20 protein-coding genes and 1 pseudogene are annotated in these 21,718 nt (G+C 70.4%); 7 read left to right on the top strand and 14 right to left on the bottom strand.

The genetic code is table 11. From position 1 onward, the window contains the following. Positions 1–228: 228 nt before the first annotated feature. Positions 229–2,475 (bottom strand): CocE/NonD family hydrolase, encoded by a 2,247-nt coding sequence (locus OG371_RS27290; protein ID WP_329058061.1) that lies wholly within the window; start codon positions 2,473–2,475, stop codon positions 229–231. A gap of 67 nt (positions 2,476–2,542) precedes the next feature. Here OG371_RS27290 and OG371_RS27285 point away from each other — a divergent pair, with 67 nt between their 5' ends. Continuing rightward, positions 2,543–3,163, top strand: a complete 621-nt coding sequence (locus tag OG371_RS27285) for a TetR/AcrR family transcriptional regulator (protein ID WP_329058060.1) — start codon at positions 2,543–2,545, stop codon at positions 3,161–3,163. A 310-nt stretch (positions 3,164–3,473) separates the two neighbouring features. On the opposite strand, the pseudogene OG371_RS47505 reads toward OG371_RS27285, so the two are convergent. From OG371_RS47505 to OG371_RS27270, 4 genes and pseudogenes are all read right to left on the bottom strand, one after another. Then, positions 3,474–3,641 (bottom strand): annotated as a pseudogene (locus OG371_RS47505) (hypothetical protein); the annotation flags it as partial. A gap of 390 nt (positions 3,642–4,031) precedes the next feature. Beyond that, the gene (locus OG371_RS27280) at positions 4,032–5,519 is read right to left on the bottom strand and encodes an alpha/beta hydrolase (RefSeq protein ID WP_329058059.1); all 1,488 of its coding nucleotides are present in this window, start codon (positions 5,517–5,519) and stop codon (positions 4,032–4,034) included. A 215-nt stretch (positions 5,520–5,734) separates the two neighbouring features. After that, positions 5,735–6,148: a hypothetical protein gene (locus OG371_RS27275; protein WP_329058058.1), complete on the bottom strand. Its 414-nt coding sequence runs from the start codon at positions 6,146–6,148 to the stop codon at positions 5,735–5,737. A 210-nt stretch (positions 6,149–6,358) separates the two neighbouring features. After that, positions 6,359–6,718, bottom strand: coding sequence for a hypothetical protein (locus tag OG371_RS27270; protein ID WP_329058057.1), 360 nt, complete (start codon positions 6,716–6,718; stop codon positions 6,359–6,361). A gap of 56 nt (positions 6,719–6,774) precedes the next feature. Here OG371_RS27270 and OG371_RS27265 point away from each other — a divergent pair, with 56 nt between their 5' ends. After that, a complete protein-coding gene (locus OG371_RS27265) occupies positions 6,775–7,374 on the top strand; it encodes a TetR/AcrR family transcriptional regulator (RefSeq protein ID WP_329058056.1) in 600 nt (199 codons plus the stop codon). Positions 7,375–7,839: 465 nt separating this feature from the next. On the opposite strand, the gene dmpG is transcribed toward OG371_RS27265, so the two are convergent. The 4 genes from dmpG to OG371_RS27245 all read right to left on the bottom strand — a co-directional run bounded on the left by dmpG (position 7,840) and on the right by OG371_RS27245 (position 11,634). Beyond that, positions 7,840–8,862, bottom strand: a complete 1,023-nt coding sequence (gene dmpG / locus OG371_RS27260) for a 4-hydroxy-2-oxovalerate aldolase (protein ID WP_329058055.1) — start codon at positions 8,860–8,862, stop codon at positions 7,840–7,842. Further along, the gene (locus tag OG371_RS27255; RefSeq protein WP_329058054.1) at positions 8,859–9,857 is read right to left on the bottom strand and encodes an acetaldehyde dehydrogenase (acetylating); all 999 of its coding nucleotides are present in this window, start codon (positions 9,855–9,857) and stop codon (positions 8,859–8,861) included. Before OG371_RS27255 ends, dmpG begins: the two co-directional genes overlap by 4 nt. Further along, the gene (locus OG371_RS27250) at positions 9,854–10,669 is read right to left on the bottom strand and encodes a 2-keto-4-pentenoate hydratase (RefSeq protein ID WP_329058052.1); all 816 of its coding nucleotides are present in this window, start codon (positions 10,667–10,669) and stop codon (positions 9,854–9,856) included. The genes OG371_RS27255 and OG371_RS27250 overlap by 4 nt, the downstream gene beginning before the upstream one ends. A gap of 95 nt (positions 10,670–10,764) precedes the next feature. After that, a complete protein-coding gene (locus OG371_RS27245) occupies positions 10,765–11,634 on the bottom strand; it encodes an alpha/beta fold hydrolase (protein ID WP_329058051.1) in 870 nt (289 codons plus the stop codon). 136 nt (positions 11,635–11,770) lie between these two features. Here OG371_RS27245 and OG371_RS27240 point away from each other — a divergent pair, with 136 nt between their 5' ends. After that, positions 11,771–12,532 (top strand): aspartate/glutamate racemase family protein, encoded by a 762-nt coding sequence (locus OG371_RS27240; protein ID WP_329058050.1) that lies wholly within the window; start codon positions 11,771–11,773, stop codon positions 12,530–12,532. 17 nt (positions 12,533–12,549) lie between these two features. On the opposite strand, the gene OG371_RS27235 is transcribed toward OG371_RS27240, so the two are convergent. Beyond that, on the bottom strand, positions 12,550–13,368 hold the full coding sequence (locus tag OG371_RS27235; protein WP_329058048.1) for an MBL fold metallo-hydrolase: 819 nt from the start codon (positions 13,366–13,368) through the stop codon (positions 12,550–12,552). A 50-nt stretch (positions 13,369–13,418) separates the two neighbouring features. Next, a complete protein-coding gene (locus OG371_RS27230) occupies positions 13,419–15,149 on the bottom strand; it encodes an acetolactate synthase catalytic subunit (RefSeq protein ID WP_329058047.1) in 1,731 nt (576 codons plus the stop codon). Positions 15,150–15,283: 134 nt separating this feature from the next. On the opposite strand from OG371_RS27230, the gene OG371_RS27225 reads away from it, so the two are divergent. From OG371_RS27225 to OG371_RS27210, 4 genes are all read left to right on the top strand, one after another. Beyond that, on the top strand, positions 15,284–16,183 hold the full coding sequence (locus tag OG371_RS27225) for a LysR family transcriptional regulator (protein ID WP_329058046.1): 900 nt from the start codon (positions 15,284–15,286) through the stop codon (positions 16,181–16,183). A 122-nt stretch (positions 16,184–16,305) separates the two neighbouring features. Further along, positions 16,306–17,283, top strand: coding sequence for an NAD-dependent epimerase/dehydratase family protein (locus tag OG371_RS27220; protein ID WP_329058045.1), 978 nt, complete (start codon positions 16,306–16,308; stop codon positions 17,281–17,283). Beyond that, a complete protein-coding gene (locus tag OG371_RS27215; RefSeq protein ID WP_329058044.1) occupies positions 17,280–18,095 on the top strand; it encodes an alpha/beta fold hydrolase in 816 nt (271 codons plus the stop codon). The genes OG371_RS27220 and OG371_RS27215 overlap by 4 nt, the downstream gene beginning before the upstream one ends. A gap of 22 nt (positions 18,096–18,117) precedes the next feature. Continuing rightward, on the top strand, positions 18,118–18,909 hold the full coding sequence (locus OG371_RS27210) for an IclR family transcriptional regulator (RefSeq protein WP_329058042.1): 792 nt from the start codon (positions 18,118–18,120) through the stop codon (positions 18,907–18,909). 32 nt (positions 18,910–18,941) lie between these two features. On the opposite strand, the gene OG371_RS27205 is transcribed toward OG371_RS27210, so the two are convergent. Genes OG371_RS27205 through OG371_RS27195 form a run of 3 tightly spaced genes read right to left on the bottom strand, consistent with a single transcriptional unit; the run spans position 18,942 to position 21,633 of the window. After that, on the bottom strand, positions 18,942–19,877 hold the full coding sequence (locus tag OG371_RS27205) for a cyclase family protein (RefSeq protein WP_329058040.1): 936 nt from the start codon (positions 19,875–19,877) through the stop codon (positions 18,942–18,944). Positions 19,878–19,921: 44 nt separating this feature from the next. After that, positions 19,922–21,181, bottom strand: a complete 1,260-nt coding sequence (locus OG371_RS27200) for a Coenzyme F420 hydrogenase/dehydrogenase, beta subunit C-terminal domain (protein WP_329058037.1) — start codon at positions 21,179–21,181, stop codon at positions 19,922–19,924. After that, positions 21,178–21,633: a VOC family protein gene (locus tag OG371_RS27195; protein WP_329058035.1), complete on the bottom strand. Its 456-nt coding sequence runs from the start codon at positions 21,631–21,633 to the stop codon at positions 21,178–21,180. Before OG371_RS27195 ends, OG371_RS27200 begins: the two co-directional genes overlap by 4 nt. Positions 21,634–21,718 lie beyond the last annotated feature (85 nt).

The following is a 21,718-nucleotide window of genomic DNA, read 5'->3' as shown; positions in this document are numbered from 1 at the left end:
GGTTCCGGTGCGAGGCGCGCAGGAAACGGCACGCCACCACCGGCGCCGGCTGACTCCCTGGCCGGTGCCGGCGAGTGGTGCCGAGCCGAGGTCCGGCCAGGTCATTGCCAGGACAACTAATGGCTCGGTTCTACGGAACTTATGCCACCGCTCCACAACCGTGCCCGCGGCACTATCACAGGACAGCTTCCTGACCTCGAGCCCGAGCACCGCATTCCCCGAACTTCACTACCCTTCATCGATGATCGGCAATTGCACGTAACCCAGGCGCGACGGGCCCGTGTGGATCGTGTTGACGGCTCCGTCGTGAAAGGTGGGGTCGTAGGCGTGGTGCATGCCGTGCGCGACCCCGTCGTAGGGCTGCACGTCGACGCGGATCCGGTGTCCTTTCCGCAGCAGGCCGGTGCTCGGGATCAGCTCGATCTCGACCTCGACCTCCTCATCCGGGACGAGCGGCGCGTAGTCGGCCTTGCGATGGGTGTGCTTGACCGTGTAGTCCGTGCTGCGTTCTTCGTCGATCCGGCGGTGCGACGCCTTCAGCCAGCCCTTCATGAGCGGGATGGGGCGGTCACCGAAGCCACTCGTGGCGAAACCGGTGAAGTCGACCTCGCGGTCGGCCTCGTCGATGACCCGGACCGACACGTAGATGTCCATGTCGTGACTGGTGGCGGACACCACCATGCCGACCTTGCCGTACCCGGCGAGGACCGCGTCGGCCGGCAACGGCGCGCTGAGGAACGAGATTCCGGTGACGCGCGGATCGGACCGGGGCGACGCGGGATCGACGCGCAGAGCCGCGCCGGCGGCGGGCGGAACGAGCGCGATCTCCGCCGAGTACGACGCCTCGGCCGAGGCCGTCGGCTCGGTCGTCGTGAGCCGGAAGTACCGTCGCTCCCGGGAAGCCGCGTCGAAGTACCAGCGGCGGTAGTGGGTGCGTTCGACGGGCCACTCGTCCTCGTGGCGGACGACCGCGGCACCGTTACCGGACCGGATCTCGAGGCGCACCGGCGGAGCGTCCATGATCCCGTTGTCGATCCCTTTGAGCCAATGGTCGAAGAACGCCTTGTGCGCGGCCACGGTCTCGTCGGCGTAGGCCTTCTGGAACCAGTCGTCCCAGAGGTCGAGCTTCTTGTCCGAGGTGGGCGTGGCGAGATAAGCGTTGCTGCCGCCGAGCTGGTGGAAGTGCGCGGAGTGGGTCGTCGCGGCGACCGCCCAGAGCGGCACGGTCACGCCGGTCAGATCGGGACTCATGAAGACGTCCGCCCGCGGTCCGAAGACGGCGTCCGGATCGCTGTCTCGGAACGGACTGTCCTTCAGGGTCCGGATGAAATCGGCGATGTCGGGCTCCCCCACGATCGCCGGGTCGATCCCGGAGGCCTTCCAGACGGACCAGAACTGCTCGTTGAAGATCCCGCCGTTGTAGGCGACCTCCTCGTAGAGGTCGACATCCGTGCCGATGGCGATCATCGCCTTGAGGTGCTTCGGGTGCAAGCTCGCGGCCTGGTGCTGGTTCATCGCCAGGTAGGACATGCCCCAGGTGCCGACGTTGCCGTTGCACCACGGCTGCCCGCCCGCCCACTCGATGCAGTCGCGCAGCGCCTCGGCGCCGGCGATGCCCCAGGGAGCGAGCTGTCCGGGAGTGTTGCCGGCGCCGGGCATGTCCGTCCGCACGACCACGTAGCCGTCGGGGACCCAGGACGCGGTGTTGACCGTTTCGTGGTTCTCGAACGGCTGGCCGCCGGGATTGCCCGAGAAGTAGTCGTCCTCCATGAGCTCGTGCGCTTCGAGGTCGGCGGCCGTCGCGATGGAGTGGTGGTTGAACGCCTTGCCGTAGGGGCCCGAGCTGAGGACGACCGGGTAGTTCCCCGGTTCGGCGGGCCGAAAGACGTCCGCGAGGACATACCCGCCGTTCCGCAGCGGGATCTCGACGTCCCGGAACCGCAGAATGCCCATGGCGTTGCGGCGGACCTCGTTGCGGGCGCTCGCCGGCGTGCACAGCGTCCGCGGCCCGAGCTCCTCGAAGACCCCGGCTTCGGTCAAGTCACGCAGGAGCTCGCCGACGACCGGGTCGTCGGCGAACGCCTGGACCTTGTCGGCGACGGCGGTGCCCGCGAAGTCGGCGTCGTGCCGGAAGTCGATCCGCCGGTGGCCGACGATGTCGTGGACCTCCGGGGCGATCTCCGTCCCCTCGTCCCGGCTGGCGCGCCGGCCGAGGGAGAACACGAACCGGGCGACGTTCGTCAGCCCCGGATCGCGCAGCTTGGCGACGTCGCCGTCCACGCGGGCGACGATTTGCGCCAGGTTCACGCGGGGGCGCGCGGAGACGTTGCCGATGGGCGTCGCTCCCACGAGGAAGGCGACCCGCTCCCCCTCCTCGTACCGGAACTCGCCCTGCTTGCCCGTGAGCCCACGGTGCGTCGGGGTTTCGTACTTCAGCCCGCTGATCGGACCGGCCAGAACTCCTGTGTGCGTCATCGGAGCTCCCTTCACTACGGTGAGCATATCAACATCTGTTGATATCTGGTGATCGTAGACTGCCGACGTGGAAGAGCAACCCGAAGGGCCGATGTCGCACACCCGGCGCGGCCGCAGGCCCGGGCAGAACACGACCCGCCAGGCGGTGCTCGACGCCGCCCGCCGGCGGTTCGCGGCAGACGGCTTCAAAGCCACGACGATCCGGGCGATCGCCGCGGACGCCGGCGTCGACGCCGCCCTCGTCATGCAGTTCTTCCGGTCGAAGGACGAGCTGTTCGGCGCCGTGATGTCGATTTCGCCCGAAGCGCTCTCCCGCATCGCGAGCGCGTACCGCGGTCCCGCCGAGTCCGTTGGCGAGCGGGTGGCACGTGCGCACCTCGCCGTCTGGGAGAGTGATCAGCCTGACGCCGACGCGCTGCGCGCGATGCTTCGTGGAGCGATAGCCAACGAGAAGGCGAACACGCTGCTCCGCGAGTTCATCGAAGCGCGCCTGTCCGAAGGCGCCCGGCAGTCCGCTTCGGACAGTCACGACACCGAGGTCCGCGTCGCTCTCGCGGCCTCGATGCTCGTCGGCATCGTCGTCGGCCGGCAGATCGTGCAAGTGGCCGTACTCGCCAAAGAAGAGACCGAGGCGATCGTCCGGCACATCGGTCCGGCGCTGCAGACGCTCCTCGCACCTCGACCCTAGGCGGGTCACGGCGGCAGGAACTACCCGCCTGATCTGTTACCTGGGCGGCGCATGATGTCCTAACGCCTGTATCGAAGTCGGCCAGAGCCATTCGTTGATCGCAGCCCCGTGGACAATGGCTTCGTAGCGGACAGCGAACTTGTCGTAACGAGTGGCCACCCCGCGGTGGCATTTGAGCCGGTCGATACCGCGCTCCACCGCGTGACGCTGCTTGTAGATCTCGGGTCGAAGGCCGGTGGCCGCCCGCCCTTCGACCCCTTGGCCTTGCGGTACGCGTCCTGATCAGCCTTACTCGGGATGGTCGCCTTGATCCCGCGACCGCGCAGGTGAGCCCGATTGGCTTCGACGTGTAAGCCTTGTCCGCCGGCACCCGATCAGGACACGTCCGCGGCCGCCTACCACCCGTCCGGGGCACCCGGATCCCGGCCAGGACCGGAACGAACTGCGGGCTATCACCCCGCTGCCCGGCGGTCAGCACGACCGACAACGGCTTCTGCCCCTGCTCACACCCCAAATGCACCTTCGTAGTCCACCCACCCGCGACGGCCCCAACGCGTGATCATCCGGTTCGGCGGTGACCCCGCCCGGCGGCCCGGCCTGAAGATCCCCCTTTTCCGCGCACCCGCCGCATACTGATGCGCCCGCACGATCGTGGAATCCACACTCACGTCCCACATGATCCGACCAGCCACCTCAGCCACCGCCTGCAGCGCAGTCAGGATTGCTGACCAGACACCCGCGCGTTGCCAGCACCGGAACAATCCATAAACAGCTGCCCAGGACCCATATGCCCCAGCCATGTCCGCCACGGCGCGCCAGGGAGGCCGGTACTGTGTACCGCGGGCGAGGACTCCGCCTCGTGCCGCAATCACCGGTCTTGGGCAATGAACTCCAAAATCTGCTTCAAGCCGTCCGGGGTGTACGTGGGAGTGTGGCCGGCGCCTGTGACCTCGACGAACCTGGCGTTCGGGAACTGGGCGGCAGCTTCCTTGCCGGAGGCGATCGACGTGTTGGCATCCAGATCCCCCGTGAGCACCAGTGCCGGAACGTCACGGAGTTCGGTGCCTTTGGCGAAGGGCGCGCCAGCCGTCGGGTCGGATGGCCACTCCAGGCAGGCGCCGAGGTCGTAGAAGTCCCTGCTGAGCCAAGCCTCGGTGGAGAAGGGGGTGTAGTCCTGAGGCGGGAGCCGTTTCACCGAGTCGTCGAAGTCATGCTTGCGGTCGGGGAAGCTGTCGGCGTAGTCGAAGTCTTCCGGGTAGTCATGGCACGTGGTGGCCCACAGCAGCGTCTGCGAGACAAACTTGGCGCCTAGTGCGAAGTCTTTCGCGATCGTGACCAGGTGTTCGCGGACCAGCTCCTGTATCTGGTCGAGGTTGCCGGTCTTGGCCGCGGCCAAGGCCTTAGCGAGTTTCAAGTCCTTCTCGAGGTCAGCGGAGCCCGAGTAGATCATACCGACGGTGCTTGCCAGCATTCGTTCGTCGAGGTCCACCCGGTAATTCTTCTGCTCGTACTGCACATCCATGCTGACCGGGTTGGCGCGAAGCTTCGCCGCGAGCCGGCCGAGGTCGTCGAGGACCGTGTCACCGGAGCATGATGTCGATCGCTCACACACCAGCTCGATCGCGCGTCGGAGTGCTGCCACGGCGACACCACCCGAGACGTTGTTGTCGGTGTGGACCGGGTAGGCGCCGGACAGTACGACCGACCTGACGTGTTCGGGATGGCGTGCGACGTAGGTGGCCATCAGGTACGTGCCGTACGAGTCTCCGAGCAGGTCCAGACGCTCGAGCCCCAGCGCTGTGCGCACATCGTCGAAGTCGTCGGCGACGGCAGCGGTGCCGTAGTACCGGGCCTTGCCGCCCAGCTGCCTTCCGCATTCCCCGATGGCCGACCGCTGCTGGTCCAATGGAGCGAAGACCACCTCCGGGCCTGCCAGCGCGGCACAATTGATCGGATCGGACCTGCCGACTCCGCGCGGGTCGATGAGCAGCAGCTCACGCCGGTCCAGGAGCGGCCGCAACCCGTCGGCGTAGAGGTGGCCGAGGCCGTCGGTCGTCGCGTTGCCGGGACCGCCGGGATTCGTGACGATGGTGCCCAGCGAAGGCTGCGACTGGTCGGTGCGCGGAATGAGGACGAACCCCACTGTCGTCGTGCCCGCGTTTGGCTGGGCACGGTCCAGTGGGACCGTGATGCTGCCACACGTCGCAGTGGGGATTTGCGGCACCTCGCATGGAGACAGCCGGCTCGAGGCGGCCGAGGTCGTCATGTTCGAGGGTTTCGGCGATTCGGTGTCGTCGGCACAGCCCGTCACCACCAGGACGGCTGCTACGGCTGCGACTGCATGACGTTTGCTCACGAGGATTCCTTGACCGGGTTTCATGGACCAGAGCTGAACCCCTCGGGATTCACCTGGGATGACTGCACGGCGGCGCGTGACTCGCCGGCAACCTCGAACGTACCCACGTGGCCTTCACCGCTACTTGGTGTTGCCCACAAATCGGACGGGGGTTCTTATGCGGAGACCACCACAGTAGATCTTTGGACAGGTGCTACGGACTTGCATCTGTTTCGTTATCGAGTTCTTCGATCGGCTCCGTGGTCGGGGAACCTAGTTTTTGGCCGCTGCAGCGCGGCCGCCGGCTCACCGGAACCAACCTGGCCGTGGTCGACGAATGCGACGAGCGGATGATGGCCGAAGTTCTTCTTCCAGGTCGCGATGACGTCCTGGTTCCCGGCGTGCGCAAGGACCAGCATGCCGTCGACGTCTTCGATCACCGAGCCGTCGGCTGCCGGACCGTTCGCTTCGGCCAGTTCCCAGGCCGGCAACCGTACTTCGGCCGACTGCGACCGGATCGCGGTGAGCGCCTTCGGTCCAGCTTCGGCGAGGCTGTCCATGAGCCGGGAGACCGTGCGCTCCACGGCGCCAACGCCGTCGACATCGCGGCGTCCAGTACCCAACTTGTGGACCGTCTCGACCGACAGCACCGTGCCAGTCTAAGACCGCCCCGCTGCCACCGCCCTCGACGCGGACACGCGGGTACGATCCGATGCGCAACTCACCTGGAGAGCGCTTCTGTCCGTGCAACCGACAGGACCATAGTCAAGGCCCATCGTCGCAGGTCAGAAGTACTCTCTGCTTGATTTGATCAAGCATCGGCCAACCCATCTCGTGAAGGCGCGAGGCTAGAGCGCGTTTCATATGTGTGGTCGTAGCCAGATATTGATGGAGGCGATGTGAACGGTCGCTTCGTAGCGCACGGCTGACTTGTCGTAGCGGGTGGCCACAGCCCGGTGTTGTTTGAGCTGGTTGATGCCGCATTCCACGGCATGACGCTGCTTGTAAACCTGCGGGTCGAATGCCGGTGACCGCGCCGGATCGGTGCCGGTGACGATCACGTCGGCGCCCTGTGCGGCCAGGACCCTGGCTGTCGCATGCCTGAGTCCGCCGACCGCGCCGGATCCGGTGACGAGTGCAGTCCTGCCTGTTAATTCCGTTGCTTCACCCTTCGCGACAGCGGCGCTCATCGACTTCTGTGCGTCCGTTCCATAAGTCATGAGGGGGACGCTATGACTTCTTGAACGGACTGTCAAGAAGTCGTAGAGTCGGAGACGTGGCACGAACCGGACGCCCCCGCGAGTTCGACAAAGGCAAGGCTTTGGAGCGCGCGCTCGAACTGTTCTGGTCCCGGGGATACGGGGCTACGTCGATCCAAGACCTGGTCGACGCACTGGCCGTCGAGCGCGGCAGCCTCTACGGAACGTTCGGGGACAAACGCCGCTTCTACCTCGAAGCCGTCAGGCTCTACTGGGAGGTGTACGAGCGGCGCCTGACCGTCACGCTCGACACTGCTCCACTCCTCCCGGCGCTTCGCGAGATCCTGACCCACCCGGCTCGCCTGGACGAACTGATTTCCGACGTGGGGATGCCGAACGGCTGCCTCGTCGGAAACACGACTGCCGAACTCGTACCGCACGACAGTGAAGCCACGGAAATCGTCGTCCGCTCATATCGCCGGTTCACCGACATCGTTACCGACGCGCTGCGCCGCGCACAGGCCGCCGGGGAAGTCACCGAGAGCGCCAGCCCTGAGGCCCAGGCCCAGCTACTGCTGTACGTGGTCCAAGGCCTCTCGCTCGTCTCGAGGGCAGGTCTCGACAGGAAGGCGGCCCTGGCCGCGGTCGACGCCGCGATCAACGGCTTGCGGGCGTGACCGGGCAGGACCAGCTGGCGGTTGCGGGTCATGAGGATCTTTAATGCTGAGTCAAGGATCCTCATGTAATGCTCGAACAACTGGACGGGCATCGAGGTCGACCGCGGGTACGACGAGAGGCGCGACCCGAACTGGCGCTTCGAGTCGAGTGCGAGGTTAAGGACGTTGCCGAAGCCGAACACAAGGTCAGGCCGACGACAACTCCGATGGCCACCGTTACGACGTGAACGACAGAAGCCGCATCCAAACTGACCGAGTGGACATAGCCGCAGGCCGGGTCATCGAGTTCCACCTGCTTCGGCGCAGGGTCACCCGTGGGTGTGTCTCGGGTGGGGATGCCTCGTTCGCGCAGCTTGTTCAGCACAGTGGCGTGGTTGACACCCACGTGATCACCGACTCGCGCCAAGGACCAGCCGAGCTTGTAGAGATGGATGGCCTCGTCCGTCCCGGACAAACGGCCGTCCGTCAGGTCCTGGCCCGCGTCAGGTCGAGGGCGATGTCGGTGATCATGTCCTCCTGGCCGCCCACGAGTCCGCGTCGCCCGACCTCGACGAGGATCGTGCGGGTGTCGAGGCCGTGTTCGGCTGCGGCGCGCTCGGCGTGGCGCAGGAAGCTGGAGTAGACCCCGGCGTAGCCCAGGCTGAGCGTCTCGCGGTCGACTCGCACGGGGCGGTCCTGCAGCGGCCGGACGATGTCGTCGGCGGCGTCCTGCAGGGCGAACAGGTCGGCGCCGTGCTTCCAGCCGAGCAGGTCCGCGACAGCGACGAAGGCTTCGATCGGGCAGTTGCCGGCACCCGCGCCATGCCCGGCCAACGACGCGTCGACACGAATGACGCCTTCCTCGACGGCGACGACGGAGTTGGCCACCGACAGCGACAGGTTCTCGTGGGCGTGGATCCCGATCTGCGTGTCCGGGTCGAGGACGTCGCGGTAGGCGCGGACCCGGTCGCGGACGTCGCCCATCGTCAGCCGGCCGCCGGAGTCGGTGACATACACGCACTGCGCGCCCGCCTGCTCCATCAGCTTCGCCTGCGCGGCCAGCTCGGCGGCGGGGGCCATGTGCGACATCATCAGAAAGCCCGAGACGTCCATGCCCAGCTCGCGGGCGGCGCCGATGTGCTGGGCCGCGATGTCGGCCTCGGTGGCATGGGTGGCCACCCGGACCGACCGGACCCCGAGGTCGTGGGCCTTCCGCAGCTCGTGCAACGTCCCGATCCCGGGCAGCAGCAGCGTCGTCAGCACGGCGTGCTGGAGGACCTCGGCGGCGGCGGTGATCCACTCCCAGTCGGTGTTGCTGCCGGGCCCGTAGGTGAGGCTGGCCCCGGCCAGGCCGTCGCCGTGGGCGACTTCGATCGCGTCGACGCCGGCGGCATCGACCGCGGCGGCGATCCGGCGGACGTCGGACGGGCGCATGCGGTGGCGTACGGCGTGCATGCCGTCCCGCAGGGTGACGTCTTGGAGGTAGAGGCGGGGGGCGGCGTTGGTCATCGCAGGGCCTCCGCGGCCTGGCCAGTTCCGGCGTGGCGGACGAGCTCCTCGGCGGTGCGCAGCGCGGCCGAGGTCATGATGTCGAGGTTGCCCGCGTAGGCGGGCAGGTAGTGAGCGGCGCCTTCGACCTGCAGGAACACCGACACCTTCCACCGCGGCCGAACGCCGGGGCCGACGAGCGTGGCGAGCGGCTCGTCGTCGGCCACCGGGTCGACCTGGACCTCCTGCTTGAGCCGGTAGCCGGGCACGTACCCGGCGACTTGCCCGGCCATCGCCTCGACACTGGCCCGGATGGCGGCCGGGTCGGCGTCCCCGACCAGGCAGAACACCGTGTCGCGCATGATCATCGGCGGGTCCGCCGGGTTCAGGACGATGATCGCCTTGCCGCGCTCGGCGCCCCCGACTTCTTCGATCGCCCGGGCGGTGGTCTCGGTGAACTCGTCGATGTTGGCCCGAGTGCCCGGACCGGCGGACCGCGACGCGATCGACGCGACGATCTCGGCATAGGCCACCGGGGCGACCGCGGAAATCGCGGCGACGATCGGGATCGTGGCCTGACCGCCGCAGGTCACCATGTTGACGTTGCGAGCCTCGCGGTGGCTGTCGAGGTTCACCGTCGGCACGACGAACGGCCCGATCGCGGCCGGGGTCAGGTCGATCAGGACCTTGCCGTAGGGCTCCAGCGCCTTCGCGTTCGCCTGGTGCGCCCCGGCCGAGGTCGCGTCGAACACCACCGCGATCTTCTCGAAGTGCGGCAGGGCGATCAGCCCTCCGACCCCCTCGGCGGTGGTGGGGACACCGAGGCGCCGCGCCCGGGCCAGACCGTCGGAGTCGGCGTCGATCCCGACCAGTGCGGCGACCTGCAGAGTGCCGGACAGCCGGATGATCTTCATCATCAGGTCCGTGCCGATGTTGCCCGACCCGATGATCGCGACCTGGGTCTCGGCCGGGTCGCCCCAGCGGGCGGTCGTCGCGGTCGCTGTGGAGGCGGTCATTCCGTGGCTCCTGTCGGATCGGTGAACGCGGCGCGAACGGTGCCCAGGCCGGTGAGGGTGGCGATGAACCGCGACCCCGGCCGCACCGGGACCATCGGCCCCAGCGCCCCGGACAGGACGACCTCGCCGGCGCGCAGCGGGTCGCCGAGTTCGTACGCGGTCCGGGCGAGCCAGAGCAGCGCGGAGACGGGGTCGCCGAGGCAGGCGGCGCTGCTCCCGGAGCTGACGACGCCGGAGCCGTCGTCAAGGGTCATCGCGACCTCGCGCAGATCCCGGTCGCCCAGCGGGTGGCGGTCGTCCCCGAGGACGAACAGCCCGCTGGAGGCGTTGTCGGCCACGGTGTCGACGAAGGTGATGTCCCAACCGGTGATCCGGCTGTCGACGATCTCCAACGCGGGCGCCACTTCCGCCACCGCCGCGCGCACGGTGTTTTCGTCCAGGTCGTCCCGGTCGAGGTCCCCGGCCAGCACGAACGCGATCTCGGCCTCGATCCGCGGCTGCAGCAGCCGCCCGATGTCGATCGGGTGGTCCGGCGCGCAGGCCATGTCGTCGAACAGCACGCCGAAGTCCGGCCGATCGACCCCGAGCTGGGCCTGGACAGCGGGAGAGGTCAGGCCCACCTTGCGCCCGACCACCCGGCGTCCCTCGTCGAGCCGGGCGCGGGTGAGCACCGATTGCACGGCGTACCCCGTGGCCACGCCGTGATCGCTCAGGTGCTCGCGCACGGGTGGGCACGGGGTCCGCGACCGCTGTGCCTCCTGCAGACGCTGAGCCGCTTTGGCGATCTGGTCGGTGAGGATCGAACCGGTCATGACGCCACCCTGCCCGGACGTTCACCCGGTGGAACCGCAGTGTTCCGACCCCCGGAACGGCTCATCCGCCGAAGGTGCCGGTCAACGAGTAGACGTCACCGGGCGAGCAGGAAGTCGAGGTGGATCCCGTTGAAGGTGGCGGTGTCCTCGTACTGCGGCCAATGCCCGCAGTTTTCCATGACCGCCAGCTGTGCGTCCGGGATCAGCGAGGCGATCCGCCGTGCCTCGTCGACCGGGCCGGACGGGTCCTTGGTGGTCCACAGCACCAACGCGGGAGCCGCGATCGCCCGCAAGTCGTCGTCGGTGACCATGTTGCGCTTGCGGGTCTCGAGGTCCTGCAACGCCATGTTCGCCTTGCACGCCTCGAGCCACCCCGGCTGCTGGAAGATCGCCTGCCGCGTGCGGATCAGGTCGTCGGTGACCATCGACGGGTCGGCCATCAGCCACTCCAGCCGGGCCTTCACCCGCTCCCAGCTCGGGTCCTTCGCCGCCTCCATCGACAGGGTGTAGAGCCGCTCCATGACCTGGGGGTTGGCCATAGTGCCGCCCATGGTGTTGAGCACGATCCGGTCGACCCGGCCGGGCCGGGTCTGCGCGAACTTCGCGGTGACCCACCCGCCCAGCGACTCGCCGGTGAAGTACGCCTTCCGCGCCCCGAGCGCGTCGAGGACGTGCTCGACCTGGTCGAGGTAGTGCGGGATCTCCAGCGGGTGATCGGGTTTGTCCGACCACCCGTGGCCGATGAAGTCGATCGCCCACACCGAGAAGTGCTCGGCGTGCGCGGCGAGGTTGCGGACGTAGGCCTCGGCGTGCCCGGTGATGCCGTGCAGCATCAGCAGCACCGGCTTGTCCTCGCCGCCGGCGTGCAGGTAGCGGGTCCGGTACGGGCCCGCCTGCAGGTATCCCTGGGAGAACGGCAGCGGGGCCAAGTCGGACCACACGCTGCTGTAGGGACGGGTCGTCATGGTTCTCCTCCCCGGGGCCGGGCGGCCCCGCACGAACCGCGACCCTCCCCCGCACCCGGCTGTCGCCGCGGCCGATCGTTCCGCTCTGCGGATCGCCGGCCGCCGGGTGATCCCCGCGGTCCCTAGCGTGGCGCCCATGCGGATCTGGTATCAGTCGATGACCGACCTCGACCGGGTTCCGGGGTACGCCCGCGTGCTCCGCCAGCACGTCGCCGCGGCCGGCTCGCCCGGTGTGACCGTCGAGGTGCACGGCCTGCGGGCGGGAACGTACGGGGACCGCGCGCCGATGGAGGTGCTGCGCTACCCGCTCGGCTTCCACCGGGCGCTCTCCCAGGTGCTCGACAACGTCGAGGCCGCCCCGGGCCGGGGGTTCGACGCGTTCCTCATGGGGTCGTTCGTCGCCCCGCTGCTGCGCGAGGCCCGTAGCGCGGTGGACGTACCGGTGACGTCGATGACCGAGAGCGTCCTGCTCACCGCGCGGTCGCTGTCGCGGCGGGTGGGCCTGGTGTGCCTCAACGAGCACCAGGTGGGCACGGCGACGGACCTGATCACGGCGCTCGGCCTGGACGACCACTACGTGGTGGCCCTGCCGGTCGACGTGCCCGCGGACGAGGCGACGGTGTCGGCCGCCCTCGACGCCACCGCCGGGGGCGGGGAGCTGCCCGACGCCTTCGTCCGCGCCTGCCGCAGCGCCACCGAGGCCGGCGCCGATCTCGTCGTCCCCGCAGAGGGCATCCTGTCCGAGGTAGCCCGCACCCACGACATCACCGCGGTCGACGGCGTCCCCGTCCTCGACTGCGTCGAGGTGGCCATCGCCCACACCGCGATGCTCGCCCGCCTGCTGCGCTCGGGCGCGGCCGGTGTCGGGCGCCGGTACAGCTACCCGAAGGCACCCTGACGCCGCCCCGGCCCCGCTCAGCCGAACCAGACGAGGTGCGAGTACATGCGCTTGACGTGGGACGGTGCCGCGTCGCCGAAGCCGGGCAGGCCGCCCCACCGCGGAGTAAGCACGGCCACCGCGTCCGCCTGCACCGCCGCCACCCGGGCCTCGATGCGGCCGTAGTTGTGCGGAGCCGCGTCGGCGAACTCCGCCGGCGGCCGGGCGTCCAGCACACCGGCGACCGCCACTTCCAGGTCCGCGAAGTAGTCAAGGACGAGCGCCACGTCAGCCCGCGTACCCGGGAGGCCGTGCCCGGCCGTCAGCACCTGCCAGTCGGCCTCCAGCGCGCGGTGCAGCGCCGCGCGGTAGTCGCCGAGGTCGGGGGCCATCCCGAACCCGTCGAACTCGGCCTGACCGGGGTGGACGAGGTCGATCAGGTGCAGGACGCCCTCGTCGGGCAGCCGGAACCACGTCGAATCGACGGTGTGGCCGCCGACGACGCGTGCCTCGACCGCGACGCCGTGGAAGTCGACGACCTCACCGTCGTCGAGGAGGCGGGTCGGGGCGACCGTCCCCCGCAGGCGCGGGAGCCGGGCGGCGCAGTCCCGGGCCGCGAGCACGGCCACCTCCCCGCCGGCGGTCCCCACCAGCTCGGCCGCGTCGCCGGCGTGGTCGCGATGGGCATGGCTGTACGCGACGGCGGTGACGTCGGCCCCAAGCACCGAGCGCACGGCGTCGCGGACACGCGGCCCGCGCCCGCCGCTCAGCGGGTCGAGCAGGAGCGCCGCCGTCCCCGACACCACGGCGGTGGTCTGGTAGCCCTCGCACTGCGCCCACCAGGCGTGCTCGGACACTCGTTCCAATACAACGCCGTCAGCCGTCACCCGGTCTCGCGCGCCGCCGGTCACGCGGCGCCCCCCGTGCCGCGGATCGCCCGCTCGCCCACCTCGTCCCACGCCGTGATCGGAGGGTAGGCGTCCGGGTCGCAGAGCACCTCGACCAGGGTCGGCCGGCCACTCCCCACGGCCTTGGCGAGCGCGGGACCCAGGTCGGCGACGGTGTCCACCCGCACCCCGTCGGCACCGCAGGCGCGGGCGACGGCGGCGTGGTCGACCGAGGCGAAGTCGGTCGCGCTGGTGTGGGCGCCGAACTGCACCAGCTCCACGTGCTTCTGGAAACCCAGGATGCCGTTGTTCAGCAGCACGACCACGATCGGCAGGTCCTCGCGGACGGCGGTCTCGAGCTCGGACCAGACGTGGCCGAAACCGCCGTCGCCCACCAGCGCGACCACGACGGCGTCGGGCCGGGCCACCCGGGCCCCGAGGGCGAGCGGGACGCCCCAGCCCAGCCCCGCGAGCCCCCGCGGGGCGAGGAACCGCTGGCCGGCCCGGCGGGCCCGGAGCTGGTTGCCCATCCAGATCGTCGAGTAGCTGGCGTCCGCCGCGAGGACGACGTCGTGGTCGCGCAGCACGGCGTCGAGCTCGGCCACGACCCGCTCAGGCCGTAGCGGTACGGACTCGCCCGTGACCAGCGGGGCGAGATCGGCGTCGGCCGCCCGCCGCGCCCCGGCGATCCGCTCGACGACGTCGACGCGGGCGGCCTTGCGGGCGGCGAGGTCCCCGGCCTCCAGCGCGGCACAGAGGTCTTCGAGGGTCAGCCGGGCGTCGCCGACGAGCCGAACGGACTCGTAGTTGCGGCCGACCTCCGCGGCGTCGACGTCGATGTGGACGTAGGTCGCCCCCGGCGGGAAGGCACGCCAGGCGTCGGTGCCGTTCTCGTTGGTGCGGGTGCCGACGAACAGCACCACATCGGCCTCCTGCACGACCGGGCGCACGTGCCGGCCCGTCGAGCCGCGGCCCATGTAGTTCGAGACGATGCCCAGCGACAGGGGGTGCTGCTCGTCGACGGCGCCCTTGCCCATGGTGGTCGTGCCGACGGGCAGCGACGCCCGCTCCTGCAGCCGGGCGAGCGCCGCGCTCGCGCCGGAGAGGTGCACCCCGCCCCCGGCGACGACCACGGGCCGGCGCGCGGTGCGCAGGAGCTCCGCGGCCCGCGCGACCGGCTCGGCCGCGGGGCGCGTCGGATCCTGCGGGAAGGTGCCGAGCCGGGCCCGCCGCGCGGTCGTCCCCGGCGGTACCGCAGCGGTGAGCACGTCCCGCGGCAGCAGCAGCACGACCGGGCCGGGCCGCCCGGAGCAGGCCGTCGCGACCGCCATGTCGAGGTAGTCGTCGACGCGCGCCGGATCGTCCAGCCGCCGGACCCACTTCGCGCACGAGGCGAACAGCGCCTCGTGGTCGAACTCCTGGAAGGCATTGCGGTCGCGGTTCGCCCGGGGCACCTCCTGCACGAGGGCGAGAACGGGGACCGACGCCTTCATCGCCTCGGCGAGCGGCGGGACCAGCAGGGTCGCCGCGGGCCCGTTCTGGGCGGCGACCACCCCGATGCGGCCGCTCACGCGGGCGTAGCCGTCGGCCATCGCACCACCGGCGTTCTCGGTGCGGTAGGCCACCTGCCGGATCGCGTGGTGCGGCGTGGCGAGGAACAGCGCCGACGGCAGGCTCTGCCCGAAGATGGTGGTGACGTGATGGCGGGCCAGACCGGCGGCCAGCGCCTCGGCCACGGTGGGCGACGTCACGACAGGGTCCGGAAGACGATTGCGGTGAGCTGCATCGCCCGATCGTCGGCCGGGGTCCCCGGAGTCGTCCAATAGCGCGTCCACCGGCCCGATAAGCGTTGACTATCGCTCGGTGATCATCAATCATCGAGCGCATGAACCTGCGGCGGTTGCAGTACTTCGCCGTGCTCGCGCAGGAGCGGCACTTCCGGCGGGCCGCAGCCCGGTTGCACATCGCCCAGCCGGGCCTGTCACAGCAGATCAAGATCCTCGAGGGTGAGCTCGGAGCCGAACTGTTCGACCGCCGGCCCGACGGGGTGACGCTGACCGCTGCGGGTCAGATCCTGCTGGAGGAGGGTGTCCCCCTGCTCGGCCAGATCGACCGCGTCGAACAACGGGTCCGCGACGCGGTGGAGCAGGAGCAGCCCGAACTGCGCATCGCCCACACCCGCTCGGTCGTCGGTGCTCTCCCGGACGAGGCGATCGCGCGCTTCTCCGAGTGCCATCCCCGGGTGCGGCTGGTGATCGACACCGCCTGGACCACGCAGAACCTCGTGATGCTGCGAGCCGGCGAGGTCGACGTCGCCTTCGTCCGCCTGCCGGTGGCGGACCCCGGGGACGTGCAGGTGCTCGCCCTCGGCGAGACCGAGTTGGTGGCCGTCCTCCCCGCGGATCACCCCCTCGCCAAGCGGCGCGCTCTGGAGCCCACCGATCTGCGCGGCCTGCCGTTCGTCTTCTGGCCCCGCGCCCAGGCGCCCGGCTACTTCGACGACGTGCAGGCTCGCCTCTGGGGCGGCGTACCGCCGTCGTCGACGACCTGGGAACCCGATCCCGAGCGCATCCTGCGCGCGATCGCCGCCGGGGCCGGCGTCGGCGTGATGGACCGGAACCGGGCACTGAAACTGCGGCCCTCCGGGGTGGCGGTCCGACGGTTCCGGAACCGGGTCACCGCGGGCTTCGGGGTGGCTTATCTGGCGCACGCCCGTGGTACGCCGGTCGCCGAGTTCCTCGAGATCTGCAGGTCGCTGCACGGGGAGCTCCCCGCTCCCGCATGAGGGGGACCTGAGAAGCACAGCTTCTCGCGCACCCCTGACCGGTATTGGACAGTGGACACCCGCCGGAGCGAGATTCGACCTCCAGGACACGAGGTGGAGCACGCTGCCGGGAAGGGGTGCAGATGCGGGTTCTCGTCATGGGAGGCACGCGGTTCGTCGGAGTGGCGGCCGTGGAGGCGCTGCTGGCACACGGGCACGAGGTCACCGTGTTCCACCGGGGCAGCCGCCGCCCGCGGTGGAGCACGCCGGTGGGCGAGGTGCTGGGCGACCGCACGGTCCGTGCCGACCTGATGCCGCTGGCCGCTCTCGACGTCGACGCCGTGCTCGACCTGTCCGCTTACACGCGGGCGCAGACCGCTCTGCTGCTCGACGTGCTCCCTTCCGTGCCGCACCTGGTGCACGCCTCGACGCTGAACGTCTACCGCCCGTCCCCCCTGCTCCCCTGGCCCGAGGACACGCCGTACGGGCCACACCCCCTCTGGGGGCAGTACGCGGTCGAGAAGATCGGGTGTGAGCAGGAGCTGCGCTCGGCCCGGCCGGCCCCGCTGCGCACCGTCGCGGTGCGCCTGCCGCTGGTGCTCGGGCCGCGCAACTTCATCCCGCGCGAGGAGTTCGTGCTCAACCGGCTGCTCGACGGCGCGACCGTCCTGCTGCCCGGGGACGGGCAGGCCGTGCACCAGTACGTCCACCTCAGCCACGCGGCCGACGCGCTGGCCCGGGCCGTCACCACGACGACGCCAGGCTTCACGGCCTACAACGTGGCCTCCCCGCGCTGCGTCACGTCGCTGGAGGGGTTCGTGCAGATCTGCGCCGAGGTGGCGGGCGTGCCGGCGACGGTGCGGACCGTGGGCGGCGGCCCGACCGGCCTGGACCGGCCCGTGTTCGACCAGCTCGACTGCGTCTTCCCCTTCACCAACGAGAACACCGTCGCCGACCTCGGCGCGGCGCGCGACGCCGGCCTGCTCCCGCCGTTCCTCGACCTGCGGGAGATGGTCGACGGGGCGCTGCTGGCGCTGCTGGACGATCCGGAGCGCCGGCGCTGGGAGCGCACCGCCGCGGAGCGGCTGGCGCTGGACCGGACACAGGTGGCCACACCATGAGCTCCGTGGGCGCCCGGCCCGCGACGGCCCACGTCGACCTCGGCCAGGGCCCGGCGGTCCTGCTTCTGCACGGCACCGCGCCGGGGACGACGGCCGCCGCCAACTTCGACCACCTGGTCCCGGCGTTGGCACAGCACCACCGCGTCGTCGCTCCCGACCTGTGGGGTTTCGGCGCCAGCGGCAAGCCCGCCGGGCTCGCCTACGGCCCGGAGCTGTGGGTCGAGCAGGCCTTCGCGCTCCTTTACGCGCTCGGGATCGGCGACGCGGTCGTGCTCGGCAACTCCATGGGTGCCCGGGTCGCGCTCACCATGGCCCTCCGGCGCCCCGGGCTCGTGCGCGGGCTGGTCCTGTTCAGCGCGCGGCTGCATCCGTCGCGGTCGCAGGCCCAGGACCTCATCCGCGCCTACCACCCGGACCGCGCCGCGATGGCGGAGCTGCTGCGGGAGTGCTTCGCCACCGATCCGGCCGCCGTAACCCCTGAACAGGTTGATCAGCGCTACCGGGACAGCGCGGCGCCGGGCGCGCACGAGGCGTTGCAGTCCCTGTTCGCCGGCCTGCCCGCCGCCGGCCCAGGGCCTTCCGGGGACGACCTGCGCGCGCTCTCCGTGCCGGCGCTCGTCGTAGCCGGTCGCGAGGACCGCGTCGTGCCCTTCGGGGACAGCGTGGAGCTGGCCGGACTGCTTCCCGACGCGGACCTACACGTCTTCGCCGGGACCGGGCACTGGTTCCTCCTGGAGCGAGCCGCCACGGTGACCCCGCTGATCCTCGACCTCCTCGCGAGGGCGGCACGGCCGCGCGAGCTGCAGGACTGAGACACAGAAAGAGGAAGAGGACATGACTGCCATCGACAACGACGTCACCGGGGTCCTGAGCAAGGCCTTCGACGTCCTCGACACGTTCGGACCGACGCGGCAGGCACTGAGCCTGAGCGACATCACCCGCCGCAGCGGCCTGCCCAAGACGACGACGCACCGGATCCTGCAGCAGATGCTGTCGGTTGGGGCGATCGAGCGGGTCGGCCACCGCTACCAGGTCGGCACCCGCGTGTTCGCCGTGAGCGCGCGCTCGCGCGAAGCCACGGTGCGCGACGTCGCGCTGCCCCACCTCACCGAGCTCAACCGCCGTTACGGCCACACGGTGCACCTGGCCACGCTGTGCGGCGCGGACGTCCTCTACATCGAGAAGCTGCAGAGCCGGGCGACCGCGGCGTCCCCGTCGTCGATCGGAGGACGCCTGCCCGCGCACTGCACCGCCGCCGGCAAAGTGCTGATGGCGTGGGGCTCCCTCGACACCGCCGAGGTCCTGCGCGAGCGCCGTAGCCTCCCCGGCCGGACCACGACGTCGATCACCTCGGTCGACCAGCTGCGCCGGTGCCTGCTCCAGATCAGGGAGCGCGGCTTCGCCCGCGACGACGAGGAGGCGGCGGTCGGTTTGCGCTGTCTGGCCGTCCCGGTCCAGGTCGGCGGTCAAACGGTCGCGGCGATCTCGATCGCGCATTCCAGCGACACCGAGCTGCCCAAGGACGGGCTGTTCGCGCTCCAGGAGACCGCGGCCCGGGTGGGCCGCGACCTGTACCGGATCCCCGGGCACCTCGACCTGCTTGCGCTCGACGGTCTGGCCGGCTGACCTCGCCCCTCCCCTGTCAGCGCCTTCCCTCTCTACTTGATCGCCAGCGGGTTGACCGGCGACCCGACGCCGTGCGTGAACTTGAGGACGGGCGCGGACAGGAAGAACTCGTAGACCCTGTCCCGGGCGCAGTCCGCCCCGAGCTCCTCGAGGTCGAACATCTCCCCCAGCAGCAGGCCCATGTCGCGGATCAGCACCATGTGCACGGGGAAGGTCTCGTCCGCCAGCTGCGACGGGACGACCTCCACCGCCCAGTTGTCACTGGCGACGGCGGCGACGTCGTGCTCTCGCAGGTAGGCACAGCACTCCAGGCCGATGCCCGGTTCCTCGGCGAGGAACGCGCGCCCGTCGCCCTCCCGCACGAACTTGCGCCGCCACCCCGTGCGGATGAGCACGATGTCGCCCGCACCGACCTCGACGCCCTGGCGGCCGGCGACCTCGTCGAGCTGCTCCGGGGTGATCACGTGGTCGGCGGCGAGCCAGTCGACCTCGAGGTGGGCGGCCACGTCGAGCAGCACGCCGCGCCCGACGATCCCCTTGGACTGGGTCTCGATCCCGAGCTTGTGCGCGCCGTGACGGTCCACCGAGGAACTCGGGAAGCCGTTGAAGAGCAGGTCGTCGTAGTAGACGTGGGACAGCGCGTCCCACTGCGTCGCGGCCTGCAGCGGCATGAAGACGTAGTCGTCGTTGTACCGCTGGGCGCCGTAGTCGGCGGCGGCACCGCCCACCACCGACATGACCCGGGTCGGGTTGGTGCGCCCGCCGCCGATCTGCGGCCCGTCCTCGTCGAAGGGGATCCCGAGGTCGAACACGGCGCCCCGGCGGACCAGCGCGGACGCGGCCTTGACGCGGTCGGCGGTGATGAGGTTGCGGGTGCCGAGCTGGTCGTCGGCACCCCACCGGCCCCAGTTGCCGAAACGCTTGCCGAGCGCTCGCCAGTCTTCGGTCCGGTGGTCCTGGGTCGTCATGCGGTTCCGACTCCTCCTCGGCGATGGGGCGAGGACGCCCCGGCTCAGATGACCGGTTCGCGGTTGTCGCGCTTCAGAACCCGGCGGACGGTGCCGGCGAACTGCCCCCACGACACGCGCCACCCGGCACGGAGCACCGAAGCCAGCGGCCGGTACCCCGTCACCCGCGGCGCGGGCTGACCCAGTACCCGCAGAGCGGTGAACGTCGCGGGAGCGCCGACCTTGCGGGCCGGGTGGTTGCCGTGCATCTGCTCGAGCTCGGTCATCGAGATCGACGACAGTTCCAGGTAGCCGGCCTCGACCGCGCGGGCGAGCAGATCCCGGCCGCGCTCGGTGCGGACCACCGCCACGTTGACCCCGGGTGCCTCGTCGTAGACGGGCCTGCCGTCCTTGAGGATCCACGCGTCGGGCACCGAGATGTCGGCGGACTCGCCGACCCCGTCGGGGCAGATCTTGCAGCGGAACTGCATGTCGTAACCCCAGGGCCGATCCTTGTAGGCGCTCTCGTAGCTGAGGTCGAACGTCCGCCCGTCCTTGGCCTGCACGCGGTGCGGGCCCGGCCAGCCGTCCCCGCGGAAGCGGAAGGTGTCGACCTCGGACTCCTCGACCCCGTGGAAGCGGATCATCGCCCGCGCCACCTGCGCGTTGAACACCCCGCCGCAGAAGTTCGTGAGCAGGAAGCGGACCTGCCGGTCCACCCGCGGGTCCACGCGCGCCAGCGCCCGTACCGCGGAGATGTCGCACGGCTTGGCGACGACGGCGAACCGCTCGCCGCCATCGAGCAGCTGCTTGACGTGGACCAGCGGCGCCGAAGGCCCGTAGCGGGACTGGGCGCCGCCGTACACGTCGTCGGCGTTCCGCGAGACCGTCGCCTCCGTCAGCCACGGTGTCTTCGCCGACGCGCGCACGTGAAGTATCGCGTCGACTTCGCCGCTGTCGATCAGGTAGCGGCCGAGGCCCGACAGCGTGCCGCCCGCGGCGGCGTGGTGGCGGACCTCCGATTCGGCCGACCACACCCGGTGGATCTCGCGGATCGGCCCCCACACGGGGTGGGTCTTCGCGCCCGCCGGGCGGCCGGGGCCGGTGAGGGTGGCGCCGGGGCAGACGTCGAGGATCGTGCGGTGGGTCCGCTCGTCGAGCTCGCCGACCACGAGCGGGCGCGAGTTGCCCTTCATGTTGAGCCCCATCGTGATCTTCCCGGGGCCGGCGAGGCTCGCGCACAGGCCGCAGCCCGAGCAGAGCCCGGAACGCACGACCTCGGTGAGCGACGCCGGCCGGCGGGCGCGCAGCGGGAGGGCGGTCACGGGGCCAGGCCCGCGAGCGTGGGGCCCGCCTGCAGGAACTCGACCGTCACCCCATCGGGATCCTTCGCGTACACGAAAAAGCCGCCGGCGAAGGCGCCGGTCTTGATCTCGATCGGCTCGGAGTAGAATTCGACGCCCTGCGCGACCAGCGCGGCGTGCACGGCCTGGATGTCGTCCACGGTGAAGGCGAGGTGCGAGGCGCCGACGTCGTTGTTCCGCCCGGTCCACGGCTGCCCGGGAGGCGCCGCGTACTGGAGCAGCTCGAGGATCACCGAGCCGAAACGGACCATGCGGACGTGCAGATCGACGCCCTCGACGCCGAGCCCGCGGTCCATGTGCGGGCCGTCGAACCGGTCACCGCCGACGACCTCGCCCCCGAGCGCGGTGTAGAACGCGGTCGAGCGGTCGAGGTCGGCGACCGTCAGGCCGACGTGGTTCACGACGAGATCCATGGGTGATCTCCCTTTCCTGCGGAGCCGGCAACCAGCATCATTGGAGCACTGTCCGCCCGCCATCGCGCGTTCCGCAGAGCGGACC

The sequence above is a fragment of the Amycolatopsis sp. NBC_01480 genome (genome assembly GCF_036227205.1).
GTDB lineage: Bacteria > Actinomycetota > Actinomycetes > Mycobacteriales > Pseudonocardiaceae > Amycolatopsis.
Note: the sequence above shows the minus strand (reverse complement) of the source record. Positions and strands in the feature narration are given on the sequence as shown.

Excerpts from the sequence above, each read along its gene's own strand:
- OG371_RS27290 (WP_329058061.1), bottom strand. The coding sequence starts at position 2,475 with ATGACGCACACAGGAGTTCTGGCCGGTCCGATCAGCGGGCTGAAGTAC.
- OG371_RS27270 (WP_329058057.1), bottom strand. The coding sequence starts at position 6,718 with ATGACTTATGGAACGGACGCACAGAAGTCGATGAGCGCCGCTGTCGCG.
- dmpG (WP_329058055.1), bottom strand. The coding sequence starts at position 8,862 with ATGACCAACGCCGCCCCCCGCCTCTACCTCCAAGACGTCACCCTGCGG.
- OG371_RS27255 (WP_329058054.1), bottom strand. The coding sequence starts at position 9,857 with ATGACCGCCTCCACAGCGACCGCGACGACCGCCCGCTGGGGCGACCCG.
- OG371_RS27250 (WP_329058052.1), bottom strand. The coding sequence starts at position 10,669 with ATGACCGGTTCGATCCTCACCGACCAGATCGCCAAAGCGGCTCAGCGT.
- OG371_RS27245 (WP_329058051.1), bottom strand. The coding sequence starts at position 11,634 with ATGACGACCCGTCCCTACAGCAGCGTGTGGTCCGACTTGGCCCCGCTG.
- OG371_RS27240 (WP_329058050.1), top strand. The coding sequence starts at position 11,771 with ATGCGGATCTGGTATCAGTCGATGACCGACCTCGACCGGGTTCCGGGG.
- OG371_RS27225 (WP_329058046.1), top strand. The coding sequence starts at position 15,284 with ATGAACCTGCGGCGGTTGCAGTACTTCGCCGTGCTCGCGCAGGAGCGG.
- OG371_RS27220 (WP_329058045.1), top strand. The coding sequence starts at position 16,306 with ATGCGGGTTCTCGTCATGGGAGGCACGCGGTTCGTCGGAGTGGCGGCC.
- OG371_RS27215 (WP_329058044.1), top strand. The coding sequence starts at position 17,280 with ATGAGCTCCGTGGGCGCCCGGCCCGCGACGGCCCACGTCGACCTCGGC.
- OG371_RS27210 (WP_329058042.1), top strand. The coding sequence starts at position 18,118 with ATGACTGCCATCGACAACGACGTCACCGGGGTCCTGAGCAAGGCCTTC.
- OG371_RS27205 (WP_329058040.1), bottom strand. The coding sequence starts at position 19,877 with ATGACGACCCAGGACCACCGGACCGAAGACTGGCGAGCGCTCGGCAAG.
- OG371_RS27195 (WP_329058035.1), bottom strand. The coding sequence starts at position 21,633 with ATGGATCTCGTCGTGAACCACGTCGGCCTGACGGTCGCCGACCTCGAC.